This is a genomic window from Rhodococcus sp. NPDC078407 (assembly GCF_044542515.1).
In the GTDB taxonomy this organism is placed as follows: Bacteria; Actinomycetota; Actinomycetes; order Mycobacteriales; family Mycobacteriaceae; genus Rhodococcoides.
In genome coordinates this window covers 48,351-63,658 of sequence record NZ_JBITUQ010000003.1, presented here as the reverse complement: position 1 = coordinate 63,658, position 15,308 = coordinate 48,351, and the positions used below count along the sequence as shown (strand labels likewise).

Annotated in this window: 15 protein-coding genes; 1 reads left to right on the top strand and 14 read right to left on the bottom strand. The window is 65.3% G+C overall.

Annotated elements, in window-relative coordinates; all coding sequences use genetic code 11:
* Positions 1-2: 2 nt before the first annotated feature.
* The 6 genes from ACIGGF_RS04625 to ACIGGF_RS04600 form a co-directional block, all read right to left on the bottom strand.
* Positions 3-1,319: a dihydroorotase gene (locus tag ACIGGF_RS04625; protein WP_397520212.1), complete on the bottom strand. Its 1,317-nt coding sequence runs from the start codon at positions 1,317-1,319 to the stop codon at positions 3-5.
* A complete protein-coding gene (locus ACIGGF_RS04620) occupies positions 1,316-2,296 on the bottom strand; it encodes an aspartate carbamoyltransferase catalytic subunit (RefSeq protein ID WP_397520211.1) in 981 nt (326 codons plus the stop codon). Before ACIGGF_RS04620 ends, ACIGGF_RS04625 begins: the two co-directional genes overlap by 4 nt.
* Entirely contained in the window at positions 2,293-2,880 is a 588-nt protein-coding gene (gene pyrR, locus ACIGGF_RS04615) for a bifunctional pyr operon transcriptional regulator/uracil phosphoribosyltransferase PyrR (RefSeq protein ID WP_397520210.1), read from the bottom strand. Before pyrR ends, ACIGGF_RS04620 begins: the two co-directional genes overlap by 4 nt.
* Before the next feature lie 139 nt (positions 2,881-3,019).
* On the bottom strand, positions 3,020-3,568 hold the full coding sequence (gene nusB / locus ACIGGF_RS04610) for a transcription antitermination factor NusB (protein WP_397520209.1): 549 nt from the start codon (positions 3,566-3,568) through the stop codon (positions 3,020-3,022).
* Position 3,569: 1 nt separating this feature from the next.
* Positions 3,570-4,133 (bottom strand): elongation factor P, encoded by a 564-nt coding sequence (efp, locus tag ACIGGF_RS04605; RefSeq protein WP_027496978.1) that lies wholly within the window; start codon positions 4,131-4,133, stop codon positions 3,570-3,572.
* Positions 4,134-4,209: 76 nt separating this feature from the next.
* Positions 4,210-5,313 (bottom strand): M24 family metallopeptidase, encoded by a 1,104-nt coding sequence (locus ACIGGF_RS04600; protein WP_397520208.1) that lies wholly within the window; start codon positions 5,311-5,313, stop codon positions 4,210-4,212.
* A gap of 107 nt (positions 5,314-5,420) precedes the next feature.
* On the opposite strand from ACIGGF_RS04600, the gene ACIGGF_RS04595 reads away from it, so the two are divergent.
* Entirely contained in the window at positions 5,421-6,089 is a 669-nt protein-coding gene (locus ACIGGF_RS04595; protein WP_397520207.1) for a B-4DMT family transporter, read from the top strand.
* A 136-nt stretch (positions 6,090-6,225) separates the two neighbouring features.
* On the opposite strand, the gene aroB is transcribed toward ACIGGF_RS04595, so the two are convergent.
* The 8 genes from aroB to alaS all read right to left on the bottom strand — a co-directional run bounded on the left by aroB (position 6,226) and on the right by alaS (position 15,291).
* Positions 6,226-7,338, bottom strand: a complete 1,113-nt coding sequence (gene aroB / locus ACIGGF_RS04590) for a 3-dehydroquinate synthase (RefSeq protein WP_397520206.1) — start codon at positions 7,336-7,338, stop codon at positions 6,226-6,228.
* 10 nt (positions 7,339-7,348) lie between these two features.
* Positions 7,349-7,903 (bottom strand): shikimate kinase, encoded by a 555-nt coding sequence (locus ACIGGF_RS04585; protein WP_397520205.1) that lies wholly within the window; start codon positions 7,901-7,903, stop codon positions 7,349-7,351.
* The gene (gene aroC, locus ACIGGF_RS04580) at positions 7,900-9,087 is read right to left on the bottom strand and encodes a chorismate synthase (RefSeq protein ID WP_397520204.1); all 1,188 of its coding nucleotides are present in this window, start codon (positions 9,085-9,087) and stop codon (positions 7,900-7,902) included. Before aroC ends, ACIGGF_RS04585 begins: the two co-directional genes overlap by 4 nt.
* 12 nt (positions 9,088-9,099) lie before the next feature.
* Positions 9,100-9,672, bottom strand: a complete 573-nt coding sequence (locus ACIGGF_RS04575; RefSeq protein ID WP_397520203.1) for a prepilin peptidase — start codon at positions 9,670-9,672, stop codon at positions 9,100-9,102.
* Positions 9,673-9,811: 139 nt separating this feature from the next.
* Positions 9,812-10,624 (bottom strand): shikimate dehydrogenase, encoded by an 813-nt coding sequence (locus tag ACIGGF_RS04570; protein ID WP_397520202.1) that lies wholly within the window; start codon positions 10,622-10,624, stop codon positions 9,812-9,814.
* Between the two features lies 1 nt (position 10,625).
* Complete coding sequence (locus ACIGGF_RS04565) at positions 10,626-12,089, bottom strand: endolytic transglycosylase MltG (RefSeq protein ID WP_397520201.1); 1,464 nt, start codon at positions 12,087-12,089, stop codon at positions 10,626-10,628.
* Positions 12,086-12,616, bottom strand: a complete 531-nt coding sequence (gene ruvX, locus ACIGGF_RS04560; protein WP_397520200.1) for a Holliday junction resolvase RuvX — start codon at positions 12,614-12,616, stop codon at positions 12,086-12,088. The genes ACIGGF_RS04565 and ruvX overlap by 4 nt, the downstream gene beginning before the upstream one ends.
* 5 nt (positions 12,617-12,621) lie before the next feature.
* On the bottom strand, positions 12,622-15,291 hold the full coding sequence (gene alaS, locus ACIGGF_RS04555) for an alanine--tRNA ligase (RefSeq protein WP_397520199.1): 2,670 nt from the start codon (positions 15,289-15,291) through the stop codon (positions 12,622-12,624).
* Positions 15,292-15,308: the final 17 nt, after the last annotated feature.

Genomic DNA, 15,308 nt, shown 5'->3' with positions numbered 1-15,308 from the left:
TTCTACTCTCCCGCTCTGTTCGCTACGACTCCGTCTCGGACGGTGATTCGTCCGCGCAACACGGTCGTGGTCACCTTCGCGGAGAAGGTCATGTCCTCGAACGGCGTGTTGTGTGCAACGCTCGCAAGGTTCTTACCGGAGACCGTCCAGTTCCTGTTCGGATCGACCAGAGTGAGGTTGGCGATCTCCCCGACCTCGACAGGGCGTCCCTGATCTGTCAGTCCGACGATCTCCGCGGGACGCTCGCTCATCACTCGCGCCACGCCTCGCCAGTCGAGCAGGCCGGGATTCACCATCGTGTCGACGACAATGGACAGGGCGGTTTCGAGTCCGAGCATCCCAGGGCGAGCGATCGAGAATTCGCAGCACTTGTCCTGCTCGGCGTGCGGTGCGTGATCCGTTGCCACACAATCGATCACACCGTCGGCCAAGCCTTTGCGCAGCGCCTCGACGTCGGACTTCTCGCGCAGGGGCGGGTTCACCTTGTTGATCGCGTCGTACGTCTCGAGTCGAGAGTCGTCCAGCAGCAGGTGATGCGGGGTGACCTCGGCGGTGATCGAAATACCTTGTTCGCGTGCCCACTTCATCAACTCGACGGTGCCCGCGGTGGATGCATGACAGATGTGCACCCGCGCACCCGCGTCACGGGCCAGCAGGGCGTCCCGTGCCACGATCGACTCCTCGGCCGCGCGCGGCCAACCTGCCAGTCCGAGCCGAGCCGCAGTGGGACCCTCGTGCGCAACGGCACCGACAGTGAGCCGGGGCTCCTCGGCATGCTGGGCGATGAGCACACCGAGGGAACTCGAGTACTCCAGCGCCCGACGCATGATCAGTGGATCGTCGACGCAGTGGCCGTCGTCGGAGAACATCTTCACCCGGCCGATTCCCGCTGTCATCGTGGCCATCTCGGCGAGCTGCTTGCCCTTCAGCCCAACGGTGATCGCACCGACCGGGTGGACGTCGACAAGACCGACTTCCTGTCCCCGACGCCAGACGTGATCGGTGACCACTACCGAGTCGGCAACCGGATCGGTGTTCGCCATCGCGAACACCGCAGTGTAACCGCCCAAAGCGGCTGCTGCCGAACCGGATTCGATCGTTTCGGTGTCCTCACGGCCGGGCTCGCGCAGGTGCGTGTGCATGTCGACGAATCCGGGAAGCAGGACTTGGCCGCGCGCATCGACGACCTCGGCACCGTCGGCGTCGAGGTCCGAACCGATTCCTGCGATCTCCTCGCCGGTGATCAGGACGTCGGTTTCGGGGCCTTCGCCGTACAGCAATACCCCGCGGAGCAGGACGGAGGTTGCGGATGCGTTCACGATGCACCCCCGTCCGAACCGACCAGCAATCGGAACAGCACGGCCATTCGCACGTGGACTCCATTCGTAACCTGTTGCAGGACTGCAGTTTTCGGAGAGTCGGCCACGGAGGACGCGATCTCCATACCGCGCAGCATCGGACCGGGGTGCAGCACCACGGCATGCTCGGGCAGCAGGTCGAGCCGCCGCTGGGACAGCCCGTACGTGATCGAGTACTCGCGAGCGGAGGGGAAGAACCCGCCGTTCATGCGTTCGGCCTGCACTCTGAGCATCAGCACCGCGTCCAGACCGGGCAGTTCGGCGTCGATGTCGTGTGAGACCCGCACCGGCCAGCCGGTCACTCCGACGGGCAGCAGGGTCGGTGGTGCGATCAGCACCACCTCGGCACCGAGCGTTGCCAGCAGGATCGCGTTCGAGCGCGCCACCCGGCTGTGCAGGATGTCGCCGACGATCGCGATGCGGCGTCCTGCGATGTCGCCGAGTCGTTGCCGGACCGTGAGAGCGTCGAGCAACGCCTGGGTGGGGTGTTCGTGGGTACCGTCGCCGGCGTTGATGACCGCGGGACCGCTATCTGGATTGGAGCCTGTTGAATGACCATTGGGGCCAGTGCCCTGGCCGGCGGTCCACTGAGCTATCTGGTGTGCGGCACCGGATGCCGGGTGTCGGACGATGAGCGCATCGGCACCGGCGGCGCGCAGCGTCATCGCGGTGTCGCGGAGCGACTCCCCCTTCGACACCGACGAGCTGCTGGCGCTGACGTTGATGACGTCGGCACTCATCCACTTGCCCGCCACCTCGAACGAGACGCGGGTACGTGTCGAGTTCTCGAAGAACACCGTCATGATGGTGCGTCCGCGCAGTGTCGGCAGCTTCTTCACTTCTCGGCCGAGCAGCGCCTGCTCGAAGCGTTCGGCCTCGTCGAGAATTTCGGTGGCCGATTCGGCCGTCAGATCGGAGACCGACAGAAGATGCTTCACCGCGTCGATCCTCCCTCGGACAGGCTCACACCGTCACGGCCGTCGTGCTCGGACAGCAACACCGATACGTCCTCGGTGCGCGCAGTAGGGACGTTCTTGCCCACATAATCCGCCCGTAGGGGAAGTTCGCGGTGGCCACGATCGATGAGAACCGCCAGTTGAACGGCGCGGGGTCGACCGAGATCTCGGAGCGCATCGAGCGCGGAGCGAACTGTCCTGCCCGAGAACAGCACGTCGTCGACCAGTACGACCAGAGCGTTGTCGACGCCACCGACCGGCACCGACGTCCGTTCGAGTGGACGATGCGGCTTGTTGCGCAAATCGTCGCGGTACAGGGTGATGTCGAGAGAACCGAGCGGGGGCCGCACGCCGCAGAATGCCTCGATCCGTTCGGCGAGGCGCTCGGCCAGAGTGGTACCGCGGGTGGGAATACCCAGCAGAACGACACGTGGCGAGTCGGGGCCATCGAGCGCGGTCTTTTCGATGATCTGGTGCGCCATACGGGAGATGGTGCGACCCACATCGGCCGAGGACAGCAATTCACGTACAGCGGGGTTCGCGGACGAGCTTTCGGGCGCAGGCAAACTACGACCTCCTTCTCCGCCTCTCTGGACGGATCGTTAAAGGATGTCTGACAACAACTGCGTAGAGCCTAGCAACGCTCTGCGAACCAGGACCAGCAGGCTCGCAGAGCGTTCGGTCACACGAGCTTCGACCGGCTGATCACTGCTCGGCGTCGACCGACGGTTCGCCGGACGCGTCTGACTGCGTGCGGCTCGAGACCGCCGCAGCGGCGGCACGAACCTGGGGCGCGACCAGAACGATCTGGCCGAGCACACCGTTGACGAAGCCGGGCGAATCGTCCGTGGACAACTGCTTGGCCAACTCGACGGCTTCGTCGACGGCAACGACGGGAGGCACGTCGGTGGCGTGGAACAACTCCCACACGGCTACGCGAAGAATGGCTCGGTCGACCGCAGGCAAACGCGTGAGCGTCCAGTCCTTGAGGTGATCGGCAATCACTCCGTCGAGACGATCGAGGTTCTCCGCCACACCCTCGACCAACGTCGAGGTGTAGTCGCTGACCGGCGCGATGGTGTCGTCGGCACGGGCCAGCTCGATGCGCTCGGTCGCCAGGTTCACGGGATCGACGTTGCGCGCCTCGGCCTCGAACAGAAAGTCCACGGCTCGTTTGCGGGCCTTGTGGCGCGCACCCAGCTTCTTCGCACCGGGAGCACTGTTCTGCGCGCCCGTCGACTTCTTCGATGACACGTTAGGAATTCACACGCCCGAGGTAGTTGCCGTCACGCGAATCGACCTTGAGCTTGTCGCCGGTGTTGATGAACAGTGGCACCGAGATCTCGGCTCCGGTCTCGAGAGTCGCAGGCTTCGTGCCGCCGGTGGAGCGGTCGCCTTGCAGACCGGGATCGGTGTGCTTGACCTCGAGCTCGACGGTGACGGGAAGCTCGACGTACAGCGGCACGCCCTCGTGCATGGCGACCTGAACGCGGAGGTTCTCGAGTAGGAAGCGGGCGCCGTCGCCGACGGTGGCCTCACCGATCGAGAGCTGGTCGTAGGTGTCGGCGTCCATGAACACGTAGTCGCTACCGTCGTGGTAGAGGTACGTCATGTCGCGACGGTCGACCGTTGCGGTCTCGACCTTCACACCGGCGTTGAACGTCTTGTCGACGACCTTGCCCGAGAGCACGTTCTTGAGCTTGGTCCGCACGAATGCGGGTCCCTTGCCCGGCTTGACGTGCTGGAATTCGATGATCGACCACAGCTGGTTCTCCAGGTTGAGAACCAGTCCGTTCTTGAAATCGCTGGTGGAAGCCACTTGCTTCGCGTCTCCTCAATCGTTTGTGCGCGTGACGCGCCGTCGGTCACGTGCGGGATTCACTCCCGCCCGCGCGCTAGACGGACGTGAGTTCCTTGCTTGTCAGGGTGAGCAGTTCCGGACCCCCGTCGCGAACGACGAGTGTGTCCTCGATCCGAACGCCACCGCGACCGGAGAAGTAGACACCCGGCTCGACGGTGACCGCAGCACCGCTCAGCAGTGTACCGGTGCTCGTCTTCCCGATTCCCGGCGCTTCGTGGATTTCCAGACCGACGCCGTGACCGAGCCCGTGCAGGAAGTACTCTCCATACCCCGCGTCCTCGATAACCGAGCGGGATGCAGCGTCGACCGAGGCGGTGCTCACTCCCGGTGCTAAGGCGTCGCGACCGGCAGTTTGCGACCGCTGCACCAGTTCGTACAGATCGCGCTGCCACTGCGCGGGAGTCCCGATGACGAAAGTCCGAGTCATGTCGGAGTGGTAGCCGCCGACGAGTGCACCGAAGTCGAGCTTGACGAAGTCGCCGTCGGCCAGCACCGCATCGGTGGGCCGGTGATGTGGAACCGCCGAGTTGGCACCCGCTGCGACGATGGTCTCGAACGAGATCGCATCGGCTCCGTGGTCGAGCATCGACGATTCCAGCTCGCGGGCCACCTCACGTTCGGTCCGACCGGCACGGATACCTCCCCCGTCGATCAACCGAGCCAGAGCATCATCGGCGGCGCGGCAGGCGTCCCTGAGCAACCCCACCTCGAACTCGTCCTTGACCATGCGCAACGACTCCACGACACCCGGCGCACGCACCAACTCCACACCGCCGTCGAGCTCGGACCACGCACGATGCGAGTCGACGGTCACCACGTGACTCTCGAAACCGATACGGCCGCCACGCCCCGACACACCCGAGCGGAGGAGATGCATCGCCGACGCGCGATCGATCTCGGCCCGCAGGTCCGGTACCTGCTCGGCGATCTGCGTGACGTACCGGCCGTCGGTGCAGATCACGGTCTCTTCCTCGCGACCGACGGAGTCGGCACTGGACACCAGCAAAGCCGCATTCGAGCCGGTGAAGCCCGTCAGATATCGGACGTTGAGCAGATCGGTGATCAACATCGAATCGAGGCCGTCCGCGGCCAACAGTTCTCGCAAGGCACCACGGCGGGCACCGAAATCGGCAGGCATGGAACCGACAGTACTGCTCGCTTCCGGTCACCCCGGCCCGGCTGTACCGGACTCCAATTCTGTGGGCCCTGACACACGATGGGCGACGGGCGCATATGCTGTGGCGCATGACTGGGTGGGCAGTGCGTGGCATAGGTATGGGATTGATCAACGCCGTCGTTCGATTGCTGCTGGGGGCGGCAGTGTCGATGTGGCCGTTGAGTGGTTCGGCGTTGCGATGGGTGGCGTACGCACTGGTCATTCTCGTGATCGTCGTCTGGGCCGGAATCGACGGTGTCCGCGATCGACGCGCTCACCCCGATCCCGACGACGGCCAGGACCTCACCATGGTCTGGCTCAAGGCCGCGGTGGTCGGTGGACTCCTCGGCGGACTGCTCAGCTGGATCATCGGCTTCTTCGTCGACTTCAGCCTCGGTCAGAACGGCATTGCCTTCGAGCTCACCTTCGGTGCAGCCTTCACCATCCTCACCATCTTCATCGTTGCCAGCATTGCGGTGGCCGTGGGTCGGCTGATCGTGAACCGCGAAGCGAAAAAGAAGTTGGCCACCTCCGACGCCGACCGAGCGCACGACCGCCAACTGGTCAATGCAGGAAGCGCGGACCGGGCCGAGTCGAGTCGCGACAACGGAACCCAGGCAACCCCGTCGCAGTCCGAACGGCAATGGGCCGCCGAGCACGACGACGCCGACACCGAAGTCTTCTCCGCAGTCGACGCCGACGGCAAGCCGCGAATGGACAAGCGCGACAACCGTCATGGCAGCGCCGACGGTTCCTGACCTCAGCACGACAAACGGGCGGTGAGTGACGCAGTGCGCGTCGCTCACCGCCCGTCTTCATTCGGACCGAACTGTGGAACCTTCATTCGGACCGAACCGTGGAACCTTCATTCGGACCGAACTGTGGAACCGATCCTCACAACATGATCGCCGACCCGCCGGCTGCCGGGGCCTCGCGACCGACCGCGGAGAACGCGGCGATGAGCAGAGCCGGATCAGGTCCTTCGAGCCGACCGGGTTTGGCGAGACCGTCCAGAACCACGAACCGGAGCAGACCCGCACGGTTCTTCTTGTCCGTCTGCATTCCTTTGAGCAGATCCGAGAAGGCGTGCTCGTCGTAGGTGACCGGCAACCCGACCGATTCGAGAATCGAGCGGTGACGATCGGCAGTCGTATCGTCCAAGCGACCGGCCAGTCGTCCGAGCTCGGCAGCGAAGACCAGACCGACCGACACAGCGGCACCGTGGCGCCAACGATATTGCTCACGCCGTTCGATCGCGTGGGCAAGTGTGTGACCGTAGTTCAGAATTTCGCGCAGGTTCGACTCGCGCAGATCTGCCGCCACGACCTTCGCCTTGACCTCGATCGATCGCCTGATCAACTCCGGCAGGACGTCACCGGTCGGATCGAGCGCTGCCGCAGGATCGGCTTCGATGATGTCCAGAATTTTCGGATCGGCGATGAAACCGGTCTTGATGACCTCGGCCAGGCCCGAGACGATCTCGTTCTTGGGCACCGTCTCGAGCGTAGCGAGGTCGACCAGCACTGCGGCCGGTTCGTGAAACGATCCGACGAGGTTCTTGCCCGCATCGGTGTTGATACCCGTCTTGCCCCCGACGGCCGCGTCGACCATGGCGAGCAGCGTTGTCGGGACATGCACGATGCGCACCCCGCGCATCCACGTTGCCGCCACGAACCCGGCAAGGTCGGTTGCGGCCCCGCCACCCAGGCTGACGATGGCATCGCTGCGGGTGAGGCCGATTCTGCCCAACACCTCCCAGCAGAATCCCGCCACGGCGAGGTCTTTGCCGTCTTCCGCGTCCGGAATCTCGATGCGGTGTGCGTCGATTCCTTTGTCCGCCAGGGCTGCTCGCACAGCCTCTGCCGTCTCGGCCAGCGGTGGCTGGTGAAAAATGGCCACCGTTGCAGTTCCGGCGAGCTCGTCGACGAGGTCGGTCAACAGACCTCGACCGATGATCACCGGATAGGGATTGGCGGTCTCGACCTGGACGCGCACTGGCTCTGTCATCGAATCACCTTCATCTACTGGGGGTTTCGTCATTCACATCGCGTGCGGGCACGGGTGCGATCGCAGTCAGCCGGGAGACGAGCTGGCCCACCACTCGGGCGGGGCTGCGGCTGTCGGTTCGCACCCGCACCGTGGCCACCGAACGGTAGAGGGGACGCCGATGACGCATCAGCGCCTGATACTTCGCCCGGGGATCGGGACCGGCAAGCAGCGGCCTCGCCGTGTTGGCCCCCGTCCGCCGAAGGCCCTCGGCCACACTGATTTCCAGGTAGACAACCGTGTGCTTCGAGAGCAGCGCACGAGTCGCAGCCGAGAGCACTGCGCCACCTCCGAGCGAGACGATGCCGTCGTGCGAGGCAAGCGCACCTGCCACTATCCGCTCCTCGATCTGCCGAAACGTCGGTTCACCGTCGCGAGCGAAGATGTCGGAGATCGTGCGGCCGGTTTCTCGCTCGATGGCGACGTCGGTATCGAGGAGATCCAGATTCAACGCCTGCGCAAGCCTCCTGCCGATGGTCGACTTGCCTGCTCCCGGCGGTCCGACGAGGACCGCATACGGGCTCATCGTGGAGGTCGGGCGGCGGTGCCCTTCACATAGTGGTCGACGTTGCTCGTCGTTTCCGCCAGCGAATCCCCACCGAACTTCTCCAGAGCTGCCTGTGCGACAACCAGGGCAACCATGGTCTCGGCCACGACACCGGCGGCCGGAACGGCGCAGACGTCCGAGCGCTGATGAATGGCGACCGCTTCGTCACCGGTCGTCATGTCGACCGTGGCGAGTGCACGCGGAACCGTCGAGATGGGCTTCATCGCGGCACGCACGCGGAGTGGCTCACCGTTTGTCATCCCGCCCTCGATGCCGCCCGCCCGGTTGGTCGAGCGCAGCACTCCGTCCGGGCCCGGCTTGATTTCGTCGTGTGCGACGCTGCCCCGGCGCCGCGCAGTCTCGAAACCGTCACCGATCTCGACACCCTTGATGGCTTGAATTCCCATCAGCGCAGCCGCCAGCCTGGCGTCGAGCTTGCGCTCGCCGGACACGAAGGACCCGAGACCGACGGGAAGGCCGTGCACGACGACCTCGACGATGCCGCCGAGCGTGTCACCGTCTTTCTTCGCCGCTTCGATCTCGGCGATCATCGATTCTTCGGCGGCCTTGTCGAAGGCGCGCACCGGAGAGGCATCGATAGCGTCGAGATCGTTGCCTGCGGGGGGCGGTCCCACATAGGGGTCGGATGCTCCGATGGAGATCACATGGGACACGACGTCGACCCCGAAAGCCTGCTTCAGAAACAATCGTGCGACCGTGCCGATGGCGACCCGGGCCGCTGTCTCACGTGCGCTGGCACGTTCGAGCACTGGACGAGCGTCGTCGAACCCGTACTTGAGCATTCCGGAGTAATCCGCGTGGCCGGGCCGCGGCCGTGTCAACGGGGAGTTGCGCGCGAGGTCGGCCAGTACCGTCTCGTCGACGGGATCGGCCGACATCACCTGTTCCCACTTGGGCCACTCGGTGTTGCCGACCTCGATCGCGACGGGCCCACCCATGGTGCGGCCGTGTCGAACACCCCCGGTGAGCGTCACCTTGTCCGCCTCGAACTTCATCCGGGCCCCGCGGCCGTAACCGAGGCGACGGCGGGCGAGTTGAGAGGCAATATCGTCCGAGGTCACCTCGACTCCCGCAACCATTCCTTCCAGAATGGCGACGAGAGCAGGTCCGTGGGATTCTCCGGCAGTTATCCAGCGCAGCACTCGAACATCTTTTCACGTGAGGCAAGCTGCGGATGCCAGCAGGGTGGCCGCGCACATGGACGGGCCGTGCGCAATGCGCGCTCGACCGTGTCCCAGTACCGCGGCGACCGATCCCACAACGCCGGTCGCCAGTGGTGCCGCCAGCGCCGCGACCACCCAACCCTCGCTACCGCCGAGAGCTGCAACCGAGCCCACCGACCAGGCCAACTTCACGTCCCCGGCACCGAACGCAGCCGGCTGGACGAGATGCACGACGAGGTAGATCGCGAACAGGAGGGCACCGCCCAGCACTGCTCTCGCCGATCCCCCCGACACGAGCGCCGTCGTCACCACGATGGCACCGGGCACGGTCAGCTCGTTCGGCAGCCTGTGGTGCCGTAGGTCGACGGCACTGAGCGCCGCGAACCAACACGTCAGCAAACACAGCGGAATCAGATATCCGGTTCCGCCGAACCGCCACCAGACCCATCCGACACCCGTCGCGGACAGCAGCGGCAAGCACCGCGGATTCCATCGAAGAAGACCCGAGCGCATCGCGAACCCGATGACGGCTCCGACCACTACCGCCGCACACACACCGACCATGGTCGAACAATCGCACCGCGTCGACGATCAGCGATGACAGAAGTCCAGGTGCCAATTTGCCCTGTGGACAACCTCCGGCTTGTGGACAACCTGCGGTCTGTGACGAGTGCAGCCCCGGTGGACAACCAACGATCTCTACTCAGGAAGCCGCGAGCAACGCGTCCCGCATGATCGCGCGAGGCGCCGGTTTTCCGGTGAACTGCTCCACCTGCCCGTACGCCTGCTCGAGCAGCATCGACAACCCGCTGATGACGGTGCCGCCGGCCATGTCCACAGCAGTTGCAAGAGGCGTCGGCCAGGGATCGTAGATGGCGTCGAGCACCACGGGCGCATGAGCGAGATCCGACGCGATATCGGCGGCCCCGGCCGCGGGAACAGTACTGACCAGCACCGCCGACGCCGCTGCGATCGAGGCGAGCCGCGGGTCGGTCATGTTCGCGAACTCCGCGCGCATCCCCGCCGCGACGGCGCAGTCCAGCGTGTCCCGGGCGCGGGCGACCGATCGCGCGACCACGGTGACGGCGGTCGCTCCCAGTCCGGCCAATGCCACGATCGCCGGCCTCGACGTGCCACCTGCGCCGACCACCGTCACAGTGTCGCCGGACAGGTCTTCGACACCCGCGCCGCGCAGAGCTCCCACGATGCCGTCGACGTCCGTGCAGTCGGCGCGCCAGCCGGACGCGGTGCGCACCAGGGTGTTGGCCGAGCCGGCCAGCACGGCCCGGTCGGTGCGTTCGCTCGCATACGCCAGAGCCGCAACCTTGCCCGGCATCGTGACCGACACGCCCACCCATTCGGGACCGAATCCGTCGAGCATGCCCGGCAATTGCTCGCCGGTGCAGTCGATCCGGTCGTACGTCCAGTCGTCGAGGCCGAGTGCGCGATACGCAGCGCGGTGCAATATCGGCGATTTCGAGTGTCCGACGGGGCTTCCCAGAATTGCGGCCCGCACGTCAGCGCCCGCTGTCGAGGAAGCCCCCCTCGACCTTCGTGATGTTGGCGAGGTGTTCCTCGTAGCTACGAGTGAACAGCGTTTCACCTGCCTGATTGATGGTCACGAAGTACAACCAGTCACCCTCGGCAGGTGCCTCGACGGCTTGTACCGCACCGATGCTGGGCGACGAGATCGGAGTTGCCGGCAGTCCCTCGCTGGCATACGTGTTCCACGGAGTCACACGCGCCCGATCGGCATCGGTGGTTGCCACCTCCGTCGTGTCGAGCGAGTAGTTGACCGTGGAGTCGAACTCGAGCTTCTGCGGTACGGCGAGCCGGTTGAGGATCACTCGCGCCACTTTGCTGAAGTCCTGCGGCAGTGACTCCCGCTCGACGAGCGATGCTGCGACGAGAGTGTCGTACGGGGTGAGCCCGGAGTTGGCGCCCGCAGTCAGAATCCCGGTGTCTTCGTAGCGAACCGCGCTCTCGGAGACCAGTTGCTTCAGGATGTCGGCTGGAGCGGCACTGGGATCGAAGTCCCATGTCCCTGCAGCGATCAGGCCTTCGAGCTGCCGGTCGCGCACCGGAACTTGCTCGACCCGATCGGTAGCCCACTCGGGAACGCCCAGAGCAGCCGGGTCGTCGACCGCTCCTGCCGCGTCGAGGTCGTCGTACGTCACGCAGACGGGGGTGCCGCTTCCCGTACGGTCCACGCAGCTGGCCTCGGAGATCAGCGTGTAGATGCCCTTCTTGACCGCACCGGTGTTGACGTCCTGAGCGTCGTGCAGTTGACGTCCCTCCGAGATCACCATGTTCCCCACCCGGGAGGCCGGGTCCACGAGTTCGCTCACTGCTCGGGACGCGGGCACATTACTGGTGAGCAGATAGAAACCCGGTTGAACCGCTGTGATGGCGGGGTTGGCGATCGCAGCTTCGAGAAATGCACCCGAGCTGGCGACGACGCCCTTCTCCGCTGCTTGGGTGCCGATCTGTTGGGCAGTGTCGTTGGGATTGACTTGTATCACCACGCCGTCGCCCGACGAGCCGGCCGCGAAGTCTGCATTCGGGGTCGTGCGGTTGCTGAATTTGTTCACCGCGAAATACCCTCCGCCCGCCACCGCAACGATCAGCACCAGCCCGAGTACCAACGCCACGATCCGACCGCGACGCTTGCGCGTGGACGCGGCACGGTCCGTGCGGGTGCCGGCACGACTGCTGTTCCCAGCCCGGCGACGACTCTCGGAACTGTTGCGACTCCCAGCGCGGCTGCGCCCTACCTCCGGTGGCACCGCTCCGGTCTCGGCCTCGGGGCCGGGCTCCCGATCTGCGGTGTGAGTCGGGCCCGGGTCTACCCGAGCTTGCGGATCGCCGCGCATGCGGCGATCGAAGTCGCTCCCCTCGTCCACCCGATAACCGATCGGGTCGGTGTGCGCCTCGTCCGATCGCGCATCTCGCCGGTCCCCATCGGGCCCCTGGTAGTTCACTCGTCGACCTCCGTCGATGCTGAATTCTTCGCTGCACGATCCGACACGGCCCGGCGCTCGTCGAGCCAGCCCTGCAGTATCGCCACCGCCGCAGCCTGATCGATCACCGACCGTTGGTTCTTGGCCCGCACACCGCTCTCGCGTAGGGCGCGCGTCGCACTCACGGTAGTCAGTCGCTCGTCGGCCATCCGAATCGGCACGTCCCCCAACCGTCTGTGCAGTGATCGGCCGAATTTCTCGGCGGCCTCGACTGCGCTGCCTCGCTCACCACGCAGTGTGCGGGGCAGACCTATCACGACCTCGACGGCGTCGTATTCGGCCACGATCTCGGCAACGCGTACGACGTCCGGGGCATCGGGACCCTTGATCTTCGAGCGCGGCACGGTCTCCACCGGCGTCGCCAACACACCGTCGGGATCGCTCGAGGCAATGCCGATCCGGACGCTGCCGACGTCGATGCCGATACGACGGCCGCGGCCGGGATCGTCGACGCCGGGCCGATCGGGGCCGCGCCCCTGAGCTACCACGATGGTCAGTGGGTCGTGAGTTCGGTCAGCCGTGCCCGCGCCGCGTCGATACCGGCACCGATTCCGGCGACATCCGATCCTGATCCCTGAGCCAGCTCGGGCTTACCGCCGCCCCGGCCACCGATACTCGGTCCGAAGGCCGCGACCAGATCACCGGCGGCGATGCCCGCGTCCTGAGCGGCCTTGTTGGTCGAGACCACGAACGGGACCTTGCCGCTCACGGTGCCGAACAGCACCACCACGGCCGGGTCGCTGCCCAACCGTCCACGAATATCGGTTACCAGAGTGCGTAGATCGTTACCGCCGACACCGTCGGGTGCCTGCGCGACGACCGCACGCACCTCACCGAATCGCTCGGCCTTGCCGACGAACTCACCTGCCGAAGCCAGCACCGCGGCGGCCTTGACTGCATCGAGCTCCTTCTCCGCCACGCGCAGTCGCTCGACCAAATTCTCGATTCGCGCCGGCACTTCCTCTGAGGGCACCTTGAGCGAGGACGCGACGCCGGCCAGCAAGGCGCGTTCCTTGGCCAGATAACGGTACGAATCGAGGCCGACGAATGCTTCGACTCGGCGCACTCCGGAGCCGACGGACGATTCACCGAGAATGGTCACGGGGCCGATCTGCGACGAGTGCTGCACGTGCGTGCCACCGCAGAGTTCCATCGAGAATGGCCCGCCTATCTCGACAACGCGCACTTCGTCGCCGTAGTTCTCACCGAACAGTGCCATCGCGCCCATCTTCTTGGCACTGTCGAGATCGGTGACCAAGGTGTTGACCGCAAAATCCGATCCGACGGCGTCGTTGGCGACGTTCTCGATGTCGTCGCGCTGGGCGTCCGAGAGTGCGCCCTGCCACGAGAAATCGAAACGGAGGTAGCCCGGCTTGTTGAGCGAACCGGCCTGAGTTGCGTTGGGGCCGAGCACTTGCCGCAGGGCGGCGTGCACCATGTGCGTGCCCGAGTGGCCTTGCGTGGCACCCTTGCGCCACGCGTGGTCGACATCGACGTGGACTGTGTCGCCCTCGGTGATCTGGCCCGACTCGACCACCGACTTGTGGGTCCAGACCTTCTTGGCGATCTTCTGCACGTCGTTGACCTTGACGGTCAGACCGGGCGCGGTGATGGAGCCGATGTCGGCGATCTGGCCACCGGACTCCGCATAGAGCGGGCTGCGGTCGAGGATTATTTCGAGGCTCTCGCCCGCAACTGCGGTCGGCACCCGAACACCGTTCGAGATCAGCGCCAATACCGTTGCCTCCGAACCCAATTCGTCGAATCCGGTGAACTCCGTGGGCGCGCCGTCGACGAAGTCTCGGTACACCGTGAGGTCGGCGTGTGCATGCTTACGGGCGCGGGCGTCGTCCTTGGCGCGGTTCCGCTGCTCGGCCATCAACGACCGGAATCCGTCCTCGTCCACCGACAGACCGGCCTCGGCGGCCATCTCGAGCGTCAGGTCGATCGGGAAACCGTAGGTGTCGTGCAGCGCGAACGCCTCGGCACCGCCGATCTTCTTCGCGCCCGACGCCTTGACGGCCTCCGCCGCACCTTCGAAGAGACGAGAACCCGATGTCAGTGTCTTGAGGAACGCCGTCTCCTCCCCCACTGCGACGGTCAGGATGCGATCGAAATCGGTGACCAAGTTCGGGTAGGACTCAGCCATCGTGTTACGCACGACGGTGACGAACTGCGCCATCGTCTCGTCCGGCGCACCGAGCAGGCGGGCCGAGCGCACGATGCGGCGCAGCAACCGGCGCAGCACGTAGCCGCGGCCGTCGTTGCCGGGGTTGACTCCGTCGGAGATGAGCAGCGCCGCGGTACGCGCATGATCGGCGATGACGCGAAAGCGGACGTCGTCCTCGTGGTTCGCACCGTAGGCACGTCCCGACAGTTCTTCTGCCTTGGCGATCACCGGCCGGACGAGGTCGGTCTCGTAGACGTTGTCCACGCCCTGCAGCAGGAACGCGACGCGCTCGACGCCCATGCCGGTGTCGATGTTCTGCTTCGGCAGCGGCCCGAGGATCTCGAAGTCGTCCTTGCTGATTCCCTGACCCCGCTCGTTCTGCATGAACACGAGGTTCCAGATCTCGATGTACCGATCCTCGTCGGCCTCGGGACCGCCCTCCACACCGAACTCGGGTCCCCGGTCGTAGTAGATCTCCGAGCACGGGCCACAGGGTCCGGGAATGCCCATGGACCAGTAGTTGTCGGCCATTCCGCGGCGTTGGATTCGCTCGTCGGGCAGACCCGCGATTTCCTTCCACAGCTCGATCGCCTCGTCGTCGTCGAGATAGGCAGTGGCCCAGATGCGCTCGGGGTCGAACCCGTACCCACCGTCCTCGACGCTGTCGGTCAGAAGAGACCAGGCGTGCCGAATCGCGTCGCGCTTGAAGTAGTCACCGAACGAGAAATTGCCGGCCATCTGAAAGAACGTGTTGTGACGGGTGGTGATGCCGACGTTCTCGATGTCGAGGGTGCGGACGCATTTCTGGACGCTCGTCGCGGTCTTGTACGGCGGTGTCTGCTGACCGAGGAAGAACGGCACGAAGGGAACCATTCCTGCATTGACGAACAGCAGGTTCGGGTCATCGAGAATCAACGAGGCACTGGGTACTTCGGTGTGTCCCGCCCGGACGAAATGGTCGAGGAAACGCCTGCGGATCTCATGGGTCTGCACTGATACAGGTTAGCGTC

Excerpts from the sequence above, each read along its gene's own strand:
- ACIGGF_RS04595 (WP_397520207.1), top strand. The coding sequence starts at position 5,421 with ATGACTGGGTGGGCAGTGCGTGGCATAGGTATGGGATTGATCAACGCC.
- aroB (WP_397520206.1), bottom strand. The coding sequence starts at position 7,338 with ATGACAGAGCCAGTGCGCGTCCAGGTCGAGACCGCCAATCCCTATCCG.
- ACIGGF_RS04585 (WP_397520205.1), bottom strand. The coding sequence starts at position 7,903 with ATGAGCCCGTATGCGGTCCTCGTCGGACCGCCGGGAGCAGGCAAGTCG.
- ACIGGF_RS04575 (WP_397520203.1), bottom strand. The coding sequence starts at position 9,672 with ATGGTCGGTGTGTGTGCGGCGGTAGTGGTCGGAGCCGTCATCGGGTTC.
- ACIGGF_RS04600 (WP_397520208.1), bottom strand. The coding sequence starts at position 5,313 with ATGCCTGCCGATTTCGGTGCCCGCCGTGGTGCCTTGCGAGAACTGTTG.